General features: G+C 73.1%; 9 protein-coding genes. 5 read left to right on the top strand and 4 right to left on the bottom strand.

Features of this window, described 5'->3' with window-relative positions:
• Positions 1-10: 10 nt before the first annotated feature.
• The 5 genes from MFF54_RS19095 to MFF54_RS19075 all read left to right on the top strand — a co-directional run bounded on the left by MFF54_RS19095 (position 11) and on the right by MFF54_RS19075 (position 7,756).
• Positions 11-238 carry a DUF1674 domain-containing protein gene (locus tag MFF54_RS19095; protein ID WP_238304402.1) on the top strand — a complete coding sequence of 76 codons (228 nt, stop codon included), beginning with the start codon at positions 11-13 and terminating at the stop codon, positions 236-238.
• Between the two features lie 278 nt (positions 239-516).
• Positions 517-2,805: a GumC family protein gene (locus tag MFF54_RS19090; RefSeq protein ID WP_238304401.1), complete on the top strand. Its 2,289-nt coding sequence runs from the start codon at positions 517-519 to the stop codon at positions 2,803-2,805.
• A gap of 47 nt (positions 2,806-2,852) precedes the next feature.
• Entirely contained in the window at positions 2,853-3,869 is a 1,017-nt protein-coding gene (locus MFF54_RS19085; protein ID WP_238304400.1) for an NAD-dependent epimerase/dehydratase family protein, read from the top strand.
• A 46-nt stretch (positions 3,870-3,915) separates the two neighbouring features.
• Positions 3,916-6,156 carry an NAD-dependent epimerase/dehydratase family protein gene (locus MFF54_RS19080; protein ID WP_238304399.1) on the top strand — a complete coding sequence of 747 codons (2,241 nt, stop codon included), beginning with the start codon at positions 3,916-3,918 and terminating at the stop codon, positions 6,154-6,156.
• A 259-nt stretch (positions 6,157-6,415) separates the two neighbouring features.
• Positions 6,416-7,756 (top strand): MATE family efflux transporter, encoded by a 1,341-nt coding sequence (locus MFF54_RS19075; protein ID WP_238304398.1) that lies wholly within the window; start codon positions 6,416-6,418, stop codon positions 7,754-7,756.
• 281 nt (positions 7,757-8,037) lie between these two features.
• On the opposite strand, the gene MFF54_RS19070 is transcribed toward MFF54_RS19075, so the two are convergent.
• From MFF54_RS19070 to MFF54_RS19055, 4 genes are all read right to left on the bottom strand, one after another.
• Positions 8,038-9,366 (bottom strand): O-antigen ligase family protein, encoded by a 1,329-nt coding sequence (locus MFF54_RS19070; protein WP_238304397.1) that lies wholly within the window; start codon positions 9,364-9,366, stop codon positions 8,038-8,040.
• Between the two features lie 32 nt (positions 9,367-9,398).
• A complete protein-coding gene (locus tag MFF54_RS19065; RefSeq protein ID WP_238304396.1) occupies positions 9,399-10,619 on the bottom strand; it encodes a glycosyltransferase in 1,221 nt (406 codons plus the stop codon).
• A 62-nt stretch (positions 10,620-10,681) separates the two neighbouring features.
• Complete coding sequence (locus MFF54_RS19060) at positions 10,682-11,668, bottom strand: NAD-dependent epimerase/dehydratase family protein (protein WP_238304395.1); 987 nt, start codon at positions 11,666-11,668, stop codon at positions 10,682-10,684.
• A gap of 101 nt (positions 11,669-11,769) precedes the next feature.
• Positions 11,770-12,023 (bottom strand): helix-turn-helix domain-containing protein (locus tag MFF54_RS19055; protein WP_238304394.1); only part of this gene is annotated, 254 nt, incomplete at its 5' end.

The raw sequence follows: 12,023 nt of genomic DNA, 5'->3' as shown, positions 1-12,023 counted from the left end.
AGCGAGCCCGATGCAAGACGAAACGCCCGCCGACACAACGCTTGCCGCAGCCGAATCGACCCCGCGCACCCTCACGCCGGCGGCCGAGCGGGCGCTCGCGGAGGCGGCCGCGCGCCGCGCCGCCGTCGATGCCCGCGCGGCCGAGATCTCCGCCAAGCCCGAGCGCCTGGGCCGCGGCGGCCTCGAACCGGTGCGCTACGACGATTGGGAGGTGAAGGGCCTCGCCGTCGATTTCTGACGCGACGTCCGTTTGACCGCTTCGGCGTGCGCGGGAATCTCCGCTTCCCGCGCTGGAGCGGCCTTGCGCCCTCCGCCGCCCTCCTGACGACTCCCGATCCCCGCGCCCTCCGGTCTCACCGCACTGCGGTACGATCGGGCTAATCCCGGATTGGAACTCCCAAAACCGGCCGGGGCACGATCCTATCGCCCCGCCCGGCACCCGCATCTGGAGCCGGCCCGCGCGTCTCGGGGGACCACCCCTCCGCCGCGCGGACGGCGCGCGATTGCGAGGTCGGGATGAACTGGGTTCCGGAGCAGCCGAACAGGAACGGAAGCCTGTCGCTGCGGGCGCATTACGAGGCGCGCAACCTCGGCATCCTCACGGCGATCTGGCGCCGCCGCCGCGTGATCGGGATCCTGCTGGCGCTGGCCCTCGTCGGGGCGGGTGCGATCTGCCTGACCCTGCGCGACCGCTACACCGCCGAGGCGATCCTGCAGGTCGATCTCGCGCGGCCGGTCCCGGTGCAGGTTGGCCAGCCTGGCCAGAGCGCCGGCCCGGATACCGGGGCTATCGTCGAGAGCGAGGCCCGGGTGATCCGCTCCCGGGCGGTCGCGCGCCGGGTCGTGGCGGAACTGGACCTCGTCGACGATCCCGCCTTCGCGACGCGCTCGCTCCTCGATCGACTCGCCTGGTGGCGCACGGAACCCGCCGCGACCGCTCCGGCTCCGAACGCCGCCGAGCGCATCGCCGGGGCGCTGAGCTCAGGCCTCGCGGTGACCAACGACAGCCGCTCCTACCTGATCACCGTCGCCTACACGGCGTCCGATCCGGCCCGCGCGGCTCGGTTCGCGAACGCCTTCGTGGACGCCTATCTGGGCAACCGCCTGGACATGGGCGTCGCCAACGCCGAGCGCGCCGGCAACTGGCTCGACGGTCAGATCCGGGCGAGCCGCGCGGACCTGGAGAGCGCCGAAGCCGCCATCGCGGCCTACCGGCAGCGCACCGGCCTCGTGGAGGGCGGCACCGCGAGCGTGAGCCTGCCCCAGCAGGCGCTGCGCGACGCGACCGTCCAGCTCGGCACCGCCACGCAGGCCCGCACGGCCGCCGAGGCGCGCCTCGCCCGGGCACAGGAGATCTTCCGCTCCGGAGGCGTGCCCTCGGCGCAGGATCTCGCCGGCGCGCCGGTGATCCAGCGCATGCTGGAGAACGTCGAGGCGGCCAAGCGGGAGGTCGCCACGCTGCTCCTCACCGGGCCGCGCCACCCGCGCTACCTCCAGGCCAGGGCCGCGCTCGAGGATGCGGAGCAGCGTCTGCGCGAGGAGGTCGATCGCGCCGTCGACAACCTGAAGAGCGAGGTGCGCACGGCGGCCTCCGACGAGGAGACCCTCACGGCCCGGGTGGCGGCCCTCAAGACCGAGGTCATCGAGGCGATGGGCTCCGAGGCCAAGCTCCGGGGTCTCCAGGCGAACGCCACGGCGATCCGCGAGCGCCTGAAGCTGCTCGGCGACGCCCACGCCCAGGCCCTGGCGCTCGCCGCGATGAAGTCCTCGACCGCGCAGGTGGTGATGCGGGCCCAGAGCCCGATCACGCCCTCCGGTCCCCTGCGGGCCCTCTATATCGGCCTCGCGGTGGCGGCCGCCGGGGCGCTCGGGGTCGGCTACGCCCTGCTGATGGGGCGGCGCGATACCGGCTTCCGTTCGGGAAGCGAGCTCGCCGAGGACACCGCCCTGCGCTGCCTCGGCATGGTGCCGGACATCTCGACCGCCTCGGGCGCGGGCGAGATCCGGATGTTCGACGAGGCGATCCGGCTCGTGGCGGCCTCGCTCGGCTGGCCAAGGGCTACCGGTGCGCCGCGGGTCCTGCTCGTCACCTCCTCGGTGCCGGACGAGGGCAAGTCGCTGGTCTGCATGGCGCTGGCCAAGATGCTCGCCGCCCGCGGCACCCGCGTCCTCGTCATCGACGCGACCGGCGCACGGCCCGCGAGCCCGGCCAGCCGGATGCCGGCTCTGGAGGACGTGGTGCTGGGCGATCAGGCGGCGTTCCTCGCGGACGCGCGGGACCGCGCCGTCACCCTGCTGCACGGGCGGGGCCGGGCGACCGCGCAGGACTTCTACCTCTCCGAGCCCTTCGAGCGCTTCATGGAGGGCGCTCGCGAGGCCTTCGACTTGGTGCTGATCGAAGCGCCACCCGCCATGCTGGTGCTCGACTTCGTGCCGCTCGCCCATGTCGCCGACGCCGCGATCCTCACGGTCCGCTGGGCCTCGACCCCGCGCAAGACGGTGCTGGCGACGCTGCAGCGGCTCCAGGATCTCTCGGTGCGCGTGCGTGGTCTCGTGCTCACCCGGGTCGATCTCGACCAGCACCGGCACGAGCCCTTCGCCGACGCGTGCTCGCACTACCACCGCTACCGGACCTTCTTCGAGGGCCCCGCCCAGCCGCCCGCGGAAGCCTCGGCGGACGCGGCGGCGGCCCGGGCCGGCCTGTCGCGCTCCGACGCGGGGGGATCCGGCGGGACGAAGCCCACCGAGCATCCCGCCGAGAAAGCGACGGAGTCGCGGCCGGCCGCCGCCGCCCGCACCGCCTGAGCACCCGGGCCCGCAGCCCGCCCCACGCAACCGCAGGAGCGACCCCGATGAGGATCATGGTGATCGGCGGCAACGGATTCGTCGGCCGGCCGCTGACGCGGATGCTGGCGGACGGGCACGAGGTCTGCGTGCTCGACGCCCTGCGCTACGGGCCCCCGCGCTTCTCCCCCGAGGAGCTCGCCCGCCTCGTCCTGATCCCTGCCGACATCACCGACCCCGCACAGGTCGCGGCCGCGATGCGCAGCTTCTCGCCTGAGGCGGTGATCCATCTGGCAGCGATCCATTATATCCCGGAATGCGAGCAGGATCCGGTCCTGGCCGTACGCACCAACGTCGCCGGCACGGTGAGCCTGCTCGCCGCCTGCCCGCCGGGCTGCCGCTTCGTCTTCGCCAGCAGCGGTGCCGTCTACGCGCCGGAGGCCCGGCCCCACCGGGAGGACGCCTCGCCGGTCGCCCCCAGCGACATCTACGGCTTCACCAAGCTGCACGGCGAGCACTACGTGCGCCACATGGCGCGCCAGCGCGGCCTCGCGGCGGTGGTGGTGCGGCTGTTCAACGTGATCGGGCCGGGCGAGACGAACCCACACCTCCTCCCCGAGATCCTGGCGCAGCTCATCGCCGGCCACCGGCGGATCAGCCTCGGCAACCTCACGGCGCGGCGGGACTACATCCACGTGGACGACGCCGCCCGAGGCTTCCGGGCAGCGGCGCTCGCGGGCGCGGTGGCGCCGGGCGAGAGCGTCACGGTGAACCTCGGCACGGGCGAAGCCTACGCGGTCGGCGAGATCCTGTCGTACCTCCGGCGCATCGGGGGCGCGGACTTCACCGTCGAGACCGATCCGGCCCGGCTGCGCGCCGTCGACCGGCCGGTGCTCGCCGCCGACATCGCGCGCATCCGCGAGCTGTTCGGCTGGAGCCCCCGGCACACGATCGATACCGCGCTCGCCGACCTCTGGGAGCGGCCCGACCTGCCGCCGCACCTCACGGCGAAGTACCGGCCCGTCCCGGCCGTCCGCCCGGCCGCGCGCGCGCCGATCGCCGAGCTGCTGACGCCCGCCTCTTGAGGCTCGGTCCCCCGTCTCTGACGACACCCGGAAGGTTCCCAGACGCATGTCCACGCCCGCCGCCTCCCCGAAAGCCCGCCTCGCCATCATCGGCTGCGGCGCCGTGGTGGACCACCACCTCCTGCCCGCGCTGAAGCGACAGGGCTGGGCCCCGAGCGTGCTCGTCGACCGCTCGCCCGAGCGCCTCGCGCTGCTCGCCGGCCGCGCCGGGCGGCGCCGCGCCGACATCGCGACCGCCGCCGACTGGCGGGAGGTCGCCGACCGTTTCGACGCCGCGCTGGTCGCGACGCCCCACACCACCCACGGCCCGATCGGGCTCGGCCTGCTGGAGGCCGGCAAGCACGTCTTCATGGAGAAGCCCCTCGCCACCACGAGCGCCGAGGGCGAGGCGATGATCGCCGCCGCCTCGCGCAAGGGCCTCGTGCTCGCGGTCGGCCTCTTGCGCCGCAACCTCATCATCGCCGCCTGGACCAAGGCCCTGATCGCCTCCGGCACGATCGGGGCGATCCGGCGGGTCGATGCGCGCGAGGGCTTCGTCTTCAACTGGGCGACGAGTTCGGACGCGCTGCTGCGCCGAGACCTCTCGGGCGGCGGCGTCCTCATGGATACGGGTGCCCACACCCTCGACATTCTCGGCCACTGGTTCGGCACGATGACGCCGACGCGCTATCGCGACGACGGGACCAGCGGCGTCGAGGCCGACTGCGTCGCCGAGTTCCTGCTCGACGGCGGCGGCGAGGTGCGGGTCGAGCTGAGCCGCACCCGCAACCTCGCCAACACCGCCCGGATCGAGGGCACGCACGGCCATGTCGAGGTCGCGCTCTACCGCAACGAGGTGGTGGCGGGCTCTCCCAACGCGCTCGCCTTCACGCATGCGGGGGTGAGCGGCACCACGATGAAGCCGCAGCTCTTCCCCGCGCTGTTCGACGCCGAGATGCGCGACTTCCGCGATGCGGTCGCGGACGGGCGCCCGCCCCTGGTCGGCGGCGACGAGGGCTTGGCCTCGGTGCGGCGGATCGAGGGCTGCTACGCCCTGCGCGAGCCGCTGGAGCAGCCCTGGGATGCCGGGCACGCGGCGCTCGTCGACGGACTCGCGCCCGGTGCCCGCGTCGTCGTGACGGGGGCGAGCGGCTTCATCGGCGGCCGGCTGGTCGAACGGCTGGTGCGCGCCGGCATCGACGTCACCTGCATCATCCGCGAGATCGGCAGCGCGACGCGTCTGGCTCGCCTGCCGGTGCGGCTGGTCAAGGCCGACCTCACCGATCCCGCCGCGATCGGCGCGGCCCTTCGCGGGGCCGATACGGTGTTCCACTGCGCCTACGATCCGCGCTCGCGCCGGCAGAACCTGGAGGGCGCGCGCGTGCTCATCGGAGCCGCCGCCGAGGCGCAGGTGCGTCGGCTCGTCCATGTCAGCACCTTCTCGGTCTACGAGCCCTTCCCGCCGACGCCGCTGACCGAGGAGACCCGCGACGGCGACCGCGCCTGGATCTACGTGAAGGACAAGCTCGACATCGAGGGCCAGATGCTCGCGGCGGCCCGCGATGGCCGGGTCCCGACGGCCGTGGTGCAGCCGACCATCGTGTACGGCCCCTTCTGCAAGCCCTGGACGAACGCGCCGGCCGAGGAGCTGATCTACGGCGAGGTGGTTCTGCCGGACGGCGGCGCCGGCCGGTGCAGCGCGGTCTTCGTGGACGATCTCGTGGACGGGATGCTGCTCGCCGCGACCCGGGACGCGGCGGTGGGCGAGCGCTTCATCCTGTCGGGGCCGGACACGGTGAGCTGGGGCACGTTCTTCAGCGAGTTCGCCCGCGCGCTGGGCGTGCCGGGCCCGACCTCCTGGCCGCTGGCGGAGGTCTCGAAGCAGAACCAGGGCTTCGTGCGCGACGTGAAGCTCGTGCTGCGCAACCCGAAGCGCATCGTCCAGATCATCGTGCGCTGGCCCCCGGCGCGCTCGGCCCTCCAGGCGGGGCTCGACGCACTGCCCAAGCCCCTGCGGGCGCTCGTCGACCGCTACTATTTCGGCAGCGGCGGTCCGGTATTCGGCGCGCTCATCGTGCCGGACCCGCAGAAGACCGCCCTCTACACCACCCGGGCGACCGCCGAGATCGGCAAGGCGCGGCGGCTGCTCGGCTACGCGCCGCGCTTCGCCTTCGCCGACGGGATGCGCGAGACGACGCCCTACCTCGTCTGGGCCTATGCCGACCTCGTGCGGGCGGCGCGCCGCGCCCGCGGCACCTCCGCGCCGCCCGCCGCCCCCGTGGGAACGCCGGTAGCGGACGCGCGCTGAACGGCGCCCGGCCCGGCGCCCGGAAGCTCCCGGCCGATGCCGCGATGTCCCCGCCCCTCGTCGGGGGCGGGCCGAGCGGGAGCCGGGGTGAGGGGGCGGCTCCGGAAGGGCCGCTTCCGTCGCGATCCCCTCGACCCCACGCCTCGGTCCCTGCGGGGTCGACAGCCGGCCCGCTCAGGCGGCGACGGGGTCGGCCGAGCCCTTTCCCCGCGCACGGGGAATCGAGGATCCACGCACAACGAAGCGGCAGGACGAGACGATGCGGCGCTCATGGATTCCCGGCTCGCCCGCTTCGCCGCGGAACGGCGGCTGGCCCCCGGGAACACCGCGCGCGGGGCCGGCGCGATTCCGGAAGGCCGGCGGCCACGCCGCCCGCCTCGCCTGGCCCCTGATCGACCAGGGCATCGCGAGCATCGGCACCTTCGGGCTGACGATCCTGCTGGCGCGCGCGCTGCCGCCCGCGGAGTACGGAGTCTTCGCCCTGCTGCTCGGCGGGCTGATGATCCTCCACATGGTCACCTCCTCGCTGGTGTTCTATCCGCTCTCGGTCCGGGCGGCGGCCGCGGGTCCGGAAGGCGGGGCAGCCCTGATGCGGGCGAGCCTCGACCTTCTCGGCCTGCTCTTCCTGCCGGCCGGTGCGGCGATCGCGCTCGCCGCCCTCGCGGCGGGCCGGGCGGACCTGATCCTGCCCGCCCTCGCCTACTTTCTGCTCTGGCAGACCCAGGAAGCGTTCCGGCGCTACCTCTTCGCGGAGCTGCGCTTCGCCGCCGCGATTCCGGGCGACGCGGTGAGCTACCTGGGTCAGGTCGCGCTGGTGCTCTGGCTCGCCCGGGACGGGCATCTGACGCTTGGCGGGGCGCTCTGCGCGATGGCACTCACCTCAGGCCTCGGCGCGCTCCTGCAGGCCGGGCGCGCCGGGCTCGGGCGGGGTGGCCGCGCCGCGCCGCGCCTGCCCGCGATCCTCGGCGATTTCTGGCGCCTCGGCGGCTGGTCGCTCGCCAACAACCTGCTCGGTACGCTGCGCGGACAGGTGCTGTTCTGGCTGCTCGCGGTCCTTTCCGGAGCGGCCCTGACGGCGCAGCTCCAGGCGAGCCAGAATCTCGTGAACCTGATGAACCCGCTGGTCATCGGGCTCTGCAACATCATCCCGCAGACCGCGGCGCGGGCCCACGCCCGCGGCAAGGCGGAGGCGTGGCGGGCGGCGCGGCCCTTCGCGCTCTCGGGCGTCCCGGTCGCGCTCCTCTTCTTCAGCGTCCTGTTCGCCGCCCCCGAACCGGTGCTGCGCCTCGTCTACGGCTCGGCCTCGCCGTATCTCGGGCTCGCAGGCCCGGTGCGCCTCCTCGCGCTCGCGGCGGTTGCGGCCTACGCCACCGACATGGTGTGCTCCTACTTTCACGGGGTGGAGGCGGCGCGCCACGCCCTCGTGGTGAATGCGGCTGGCACCGTCGCGGTTCTCGCGGCGGCCGTGCCGCTGACGCTCCGGTTCGGGCTCGGCGGAGCCTGCGCGGCGATGGTGCTGGCGAGCCTCGTGCGGCTCCTGATCTCGCAGCTGCTGCTGCGGCGCCTGATCGCCGCGGACGCGCCGCTGCCGGCCGCCTGATCCGGCTCCCGGTCGGTCGCTTCGGCGCCGCCCGCACACCCCCGTCGTTCCGGGCTCGTCCTTCGCGGCCCCGCGATGACGCGGTGGAGACGGCATCGAAGCGAGCAGCTGGAACCGTCATGAGGCCGCTCCATCGCGATCACGGGCCCGTAAGGCGGGTCCGCAGCCTCTCGCGCCAAGGGGGGCGTTCTCATCCACCCGATCCCGGATCGACCTTGCGCTGACGCGCCGGCATCCGGACGGCGGCACGCGATGGCCGAACGCTGGAAGCCCGCAGCCCGTCAGGCCGGGTCGCCGATCGCCCGCACGAGGCCCGCCCGGTAGATCATGCTGGCGCCGATCCCGAGACCGATCACGCACCAGAACCAGATGCCCGACATCGGGCCCTCCAGGGCCACGTCGAAGGAGGCGTTCACCAGGATGCCGGCGCCGTAGCAGGCGATCCAGACGAAGACGGCCGCCCAGCGTCCGTGGCCGGCTTGGCGGGCCAGGAGCAGACTGTGCACCAGCATGCCGAACCATGTGCAGAGCAGCGCGCTCCAGATCGCGAGGCCCGGCACGCCGGCCCGCGCCAGCACCGTCATGTGTCCGTTGTGCGGACTGCGCAGGGCGAATTCCGCCGTGACGAAGCTGTGGTAGCCATCCTCCATCGCGAGGTTCACGCCGAAGCCCTTGCCGCTCCAGAAGTAGGGACCGTGCAGGGTGTATTCCCGGATCGTGCGCCACCAGCGCAGCCGGAACTCCTTGGTGCCCTCGAAATTCGCGGTCTCGCTCGCGCCGAACACGCTGCTGATCCCCTCCACGATCTGCATGGCGCCGACCTCGCGGTCGCCGGGCATCATCACGCGCAGGTCCGCCAGCGCGGCCGCCGCCAGCATCGCGACCCCGATCAGGGCGGCGGGCGCGAAGCGGCGGAATTGCTGCCCGAGCACGACGCCAAGCAGGATCGGCACGAGGCAGGCGAGGGTCGCGGCCCGGCTCACCGTGACCACCGCCATGTTGATGCACAGGGTAGCGCACCAGAGCGGCCCCACCCGGCGCAGGCCCAGCAGCATGAAGACGGCTGCGGCGCCGATATGGAACGCCGCCTCGCCGGCCCGCACATAGGGAAGCTGGATCTGCGTGCCCGGGATACGCAGCTGGTCGGCCAGCGTGACGCTGAGGACGAAGAGGAAGCCGCCGATCATCCCGTACACGAAGGCGAAGCCCGCGTAGACGCGCAGGATCCAGCCGAGACGGAGCGGGTTCTCGATGAGCAGCGCCGCCACCACGAAGGCGAACAGGCCGTAGACCACGATGACGCTGTCGCGGACCGCGTCGACGCCGTAGGGGCCGAGGAACGGCACGGTGCGGATCACCACCCAGGCGATCAGCACGCCGAGCAGCACGCTCGTGGGGGTACCCAGCATCGCGAACCCGCACCGTGTCCGCATCAGCGCGAGGAGGCCGAGGCCGAGCGCGACCTCGCCGACATAGAGCGGCGCGACGCCCAGCACGGCGAAGCCCTTGCCGAACACCGCGTAGCCGACGAGCGCGCAGCCGAGACCGCGCAGGTAGAGATCGTTGGGATCCCGTGGGACCGGGCGACCCGCGACGGCGCTTGCGTGCATGCTGTCCCTTCCGAAGCCCCTGCCCGGCCGGATCAGCCGGCGAGTCTGAGGTCGTCGCTCCCGGCCGCGTAGAGGTGCTGCAGCGCTTCCGCCGAGCGGGCCCAGTCGCCCGTGACGAGGGCCATCGCGTGGGCCGCGCGCGACATCCGCACCCAGGCCTCGGGGGTCAGCCGGGCGGCCTGTCCGAGCGCGTCCGCGACCGCCCCGGGCGAGAGGTCGCGCACGACGAAGCCGGCGCCGTGGCGCTCGACCGCCTCGGCGAGGCCGGTCGCGGTCGACACGATCAGCGGCAGGCCGGCGAGCGCTCCCTCGACCGCGCCGATCGGCAGCCCGTCGAAGCGCGAGGACTGGACGAAGAAGTCCCAGCCGCGCAGCGTCCGCTCCTTCTCAGGCCCGAAGACCGGACCGCCCACCGTCACGGATCCGGCGATGCCGGCCTCGGCGGCGAGCGCGCGCAGCGCGGCGCCCTCCCCGCCCGTCGCCCCGTTGCCGGCGAGCGCCAGACGTCCCCGCCCGCCCGCCGACAGGTGGGCCGCGAGACCGCCGATCAGCAGGTCGAGCCCCTTGTGATGGGCGGCGTAGCGTCCGCAGAACCCGAAGAGCGGGAAGTCCGGCGACGGGAAGGCGCGCGCCGGTGGCGGGGGGGGCGCGTCGAAGGTGCTGGAATAGGCCGCATTCGCCACGATCGCGATGCGGGCGCGCGGCGCGATCTGGCGGACCGCGTCGGCCTCCTGCACCGTCAGCGCATGGACGAACCACGCCCGCTCCAAGACCCGGCGCTCGAACATCGCGAGGTAGAGGCTGGTCGAGCGGTGCGCCCGGCGCATCGCGGCGTCGGCGACGTGCGCGTAGCGCCCGTGGATGGTGACGACGTAGCGGATGCCCCGGCGCGCCAGCTCCCGCCCGATCGCCAGGAGCAGCGGCCGGCGCGCACCGTGAATGTGGACCAGGGTGCGCGGGCCGGTGCCCGCAACGAGGGCCGCGACGAGGCGCGGCGCCGGCTGGACGAGGTGGCCGAACAGGCTGTGGCCCTCGAGCGGCAGCGCCTCGACGGGCGCGTCCCACACGCCCGGATCGATCGACCGCGCCGGCGGGTGCAGGACCACGATCCGGACGCTCTGGCCGAGGCGGGCCTGCTCGCGGGCGAGCCGGTTCGCCACGAGGTGCACGCCGTTCATCCGGGACTGCTCGGCCTCCTCGACGACGAGGTGGCGGATGTCGAGGCCTGCCGGCGCCCCGGTCTCTTCGGTCATCGGGTTGCTCGCTGGCTGGGGGACCCTTCCCCCGTGGGCGGGGGAAGGCGAGGCCGCGCGTCCTACTCGGCGGCGTCCGGCAGGCGGCCGCCGCGTCCGGCGGCGAGCTCGGCCTCGATCCAGCGGTAGGTGGGCTCGAGACCGGTCCGGATCAGGGTGGCGGGCTCCCAGCCGAGCACCTGCCGGATCAGCGCGTTGTCGCTGTTGCGGCCCCGCACCCCTTGGGGCTTCGAGACGTCGTGGCGCTTGGCGATCCGCTTGCCCGCGACCGCGGCGGCGACGTCGACGAGGTCGTTGATGCTGATCATCTCGTCGGTGCCGAGGTTGAGCGGCGCCGTATAGTCGGACTGCATCAGCCGGTAGAGTCCCTCGACGCAGTCGTCGATATACATGAACGAGCGTGTCTGCAGGCCGTCGCCCCAGACCTCGATTGTGCCGTTCTCCGGGCAGAGCGCGACCTTGCGGCAGATCGCGGCCGGCGCCTTCTCGCGGCCGCCGTCATAGGTGCCGAGCGGCCCGTAGACGTTGTGGAAGCGCACGACCCGGGTGGAGAGGCCCCAATCCTCGGTCATGTACTGGCACAGCTTCTCCATGTAGATCTTCTCCAGCCCGTAGCCCTCCTCGGGCTGGGCCGGCCACGCGACGTCCTCGGAGAGCGGCGTGACGTCCGGCGAGGTCTGCAGGTGCATCGGGTAGACGCAGGCCGAGGACGAGAACAGGAAGCGCTTCACCCGGTTGTCGGCCGCGGCCTTGGCCATGTGGGCGCTGATCAGCGTGTTGTTCAGCGTGATCTCGGCGTGCGAGCCGCTGATGAAGCCGATGCCGCCCATGTCGGCGGCGAGGTGGTAGACCTGCTCCATCCCCTGCGACGCCCGCTGGCAGGCATCGTGCAGGCGCAGGTCGCATTGCAGGAACTCGTGCGCGGCTGTCGGCTCGTACTCGGGCAGCTTGAGGTCGGCGCCGCGGACCCAGTAGCCCCGGCCGACGAGATACTTGACGAGATGGTGGCCGATAAAGCCGCCGGCTCCGGTTACGAGGACGGGGATCATCTTGGGCAGTCCTTACCTGTGATGAAGGCAGGTAATTCCTGGCATGATCGCCGATGTACTTTCCATTCGGCTTGCGAACTACGCCGAAAGAATGGAGCCGGTCAGGCGAAGGGTCCGATGAGGCGTTTGTACTCGGCCTCGGCGAGGCCGTAGCTCTCTCCTGCGGCGCGGATCAGGCGTGGGCGGTCGGTCACGGTGATCTGGCCGCGGCGGGTGGCGATCATCTCGGCCCGCTCGAGCTCGTGCAGCGCGACCGTGATGCCGGGGCGGTGGGTGCCCAGCACCTGGGCGAGCGCCTCGTGGGTCATCACGATCTCGCTGCCGTCGATGCGGTCAGTGGCCAGGAGCAGCCAGT

This window comes from Methylobacterium gregans, assembly GCF_022179245.1.
Taxonomy (GTDB): domain Bacteria; phylum Pseudomonadota; class Alphaproteobacteria; order Rhizobiales; family Beijerinckiaceae; genus Methylobacterium; species Methylobacterium gregans.
The sequence above is the reverse complement of the archived record's forward strand: the minus strand, read 5'-3'. Positions and strand labels throughout refer to the sequence as shown.

Bases quoted from the DNA above. Each gene is read 5' to 3' on its own strand.
- MFF54_RS19075 (WP_238304398.1), top strand. From the start codon at position 6,416: ATGCGGCGCTCATGGATTCCCGGCTCGCCCGCTTCGCCGCGGAACGGC.
- MFF54_RS19060 (WP_238304395.1), bottom strand. From the start codon at position 11,668: ATGATCCCCGTCCTCGTAACCGGAGCCGGCGGCTTTATCGGCCACCAT.
- MFF54_RS19070 (WP_238304397.1), bottom strand. From the start codon at position 9,366: ATGCACGCAAGCGCCGTCGCGGGTCGCCCGGTCCCACGGGATCCCAAC.
- MFF54_RS19085 (WP_238304400.1), top strand. From the start codon at position 2,853: ATGAGGATCATGGTGATCGGCGGCAACGGATTCGTCGGCCGGCCGCTG.
- MFF54_RS19090 (WP_238304401.1), top strand. From the start codon at position 517: ATGAACTGGGTTCCGGAGCAGCCGAACAGGAACGGAAGCCTGTCGCTG.
- MFF54_RS19095 (WP_238304402.1), top strand. From the start codon at position 11: ATGCAAGACGAAACGCCCGCCGACACAACGCTTGCCGCAGCCGAATCG.
- MFF54_RS19065 (WP_238304396.1), bottom strand. From the start codon at position 10,619: ATGACCGAAGAGACCGGGGCGCCGGCAGGCCTCGACATCCGCCACCTC.
- MFF54_RS19080 (WP_238304399.1), top strand. From the start codon at position 3,916: ATGTCCACGCCCGCCGCCTCCCCGAAAGCCCGCCTCGCCATCATCGGC.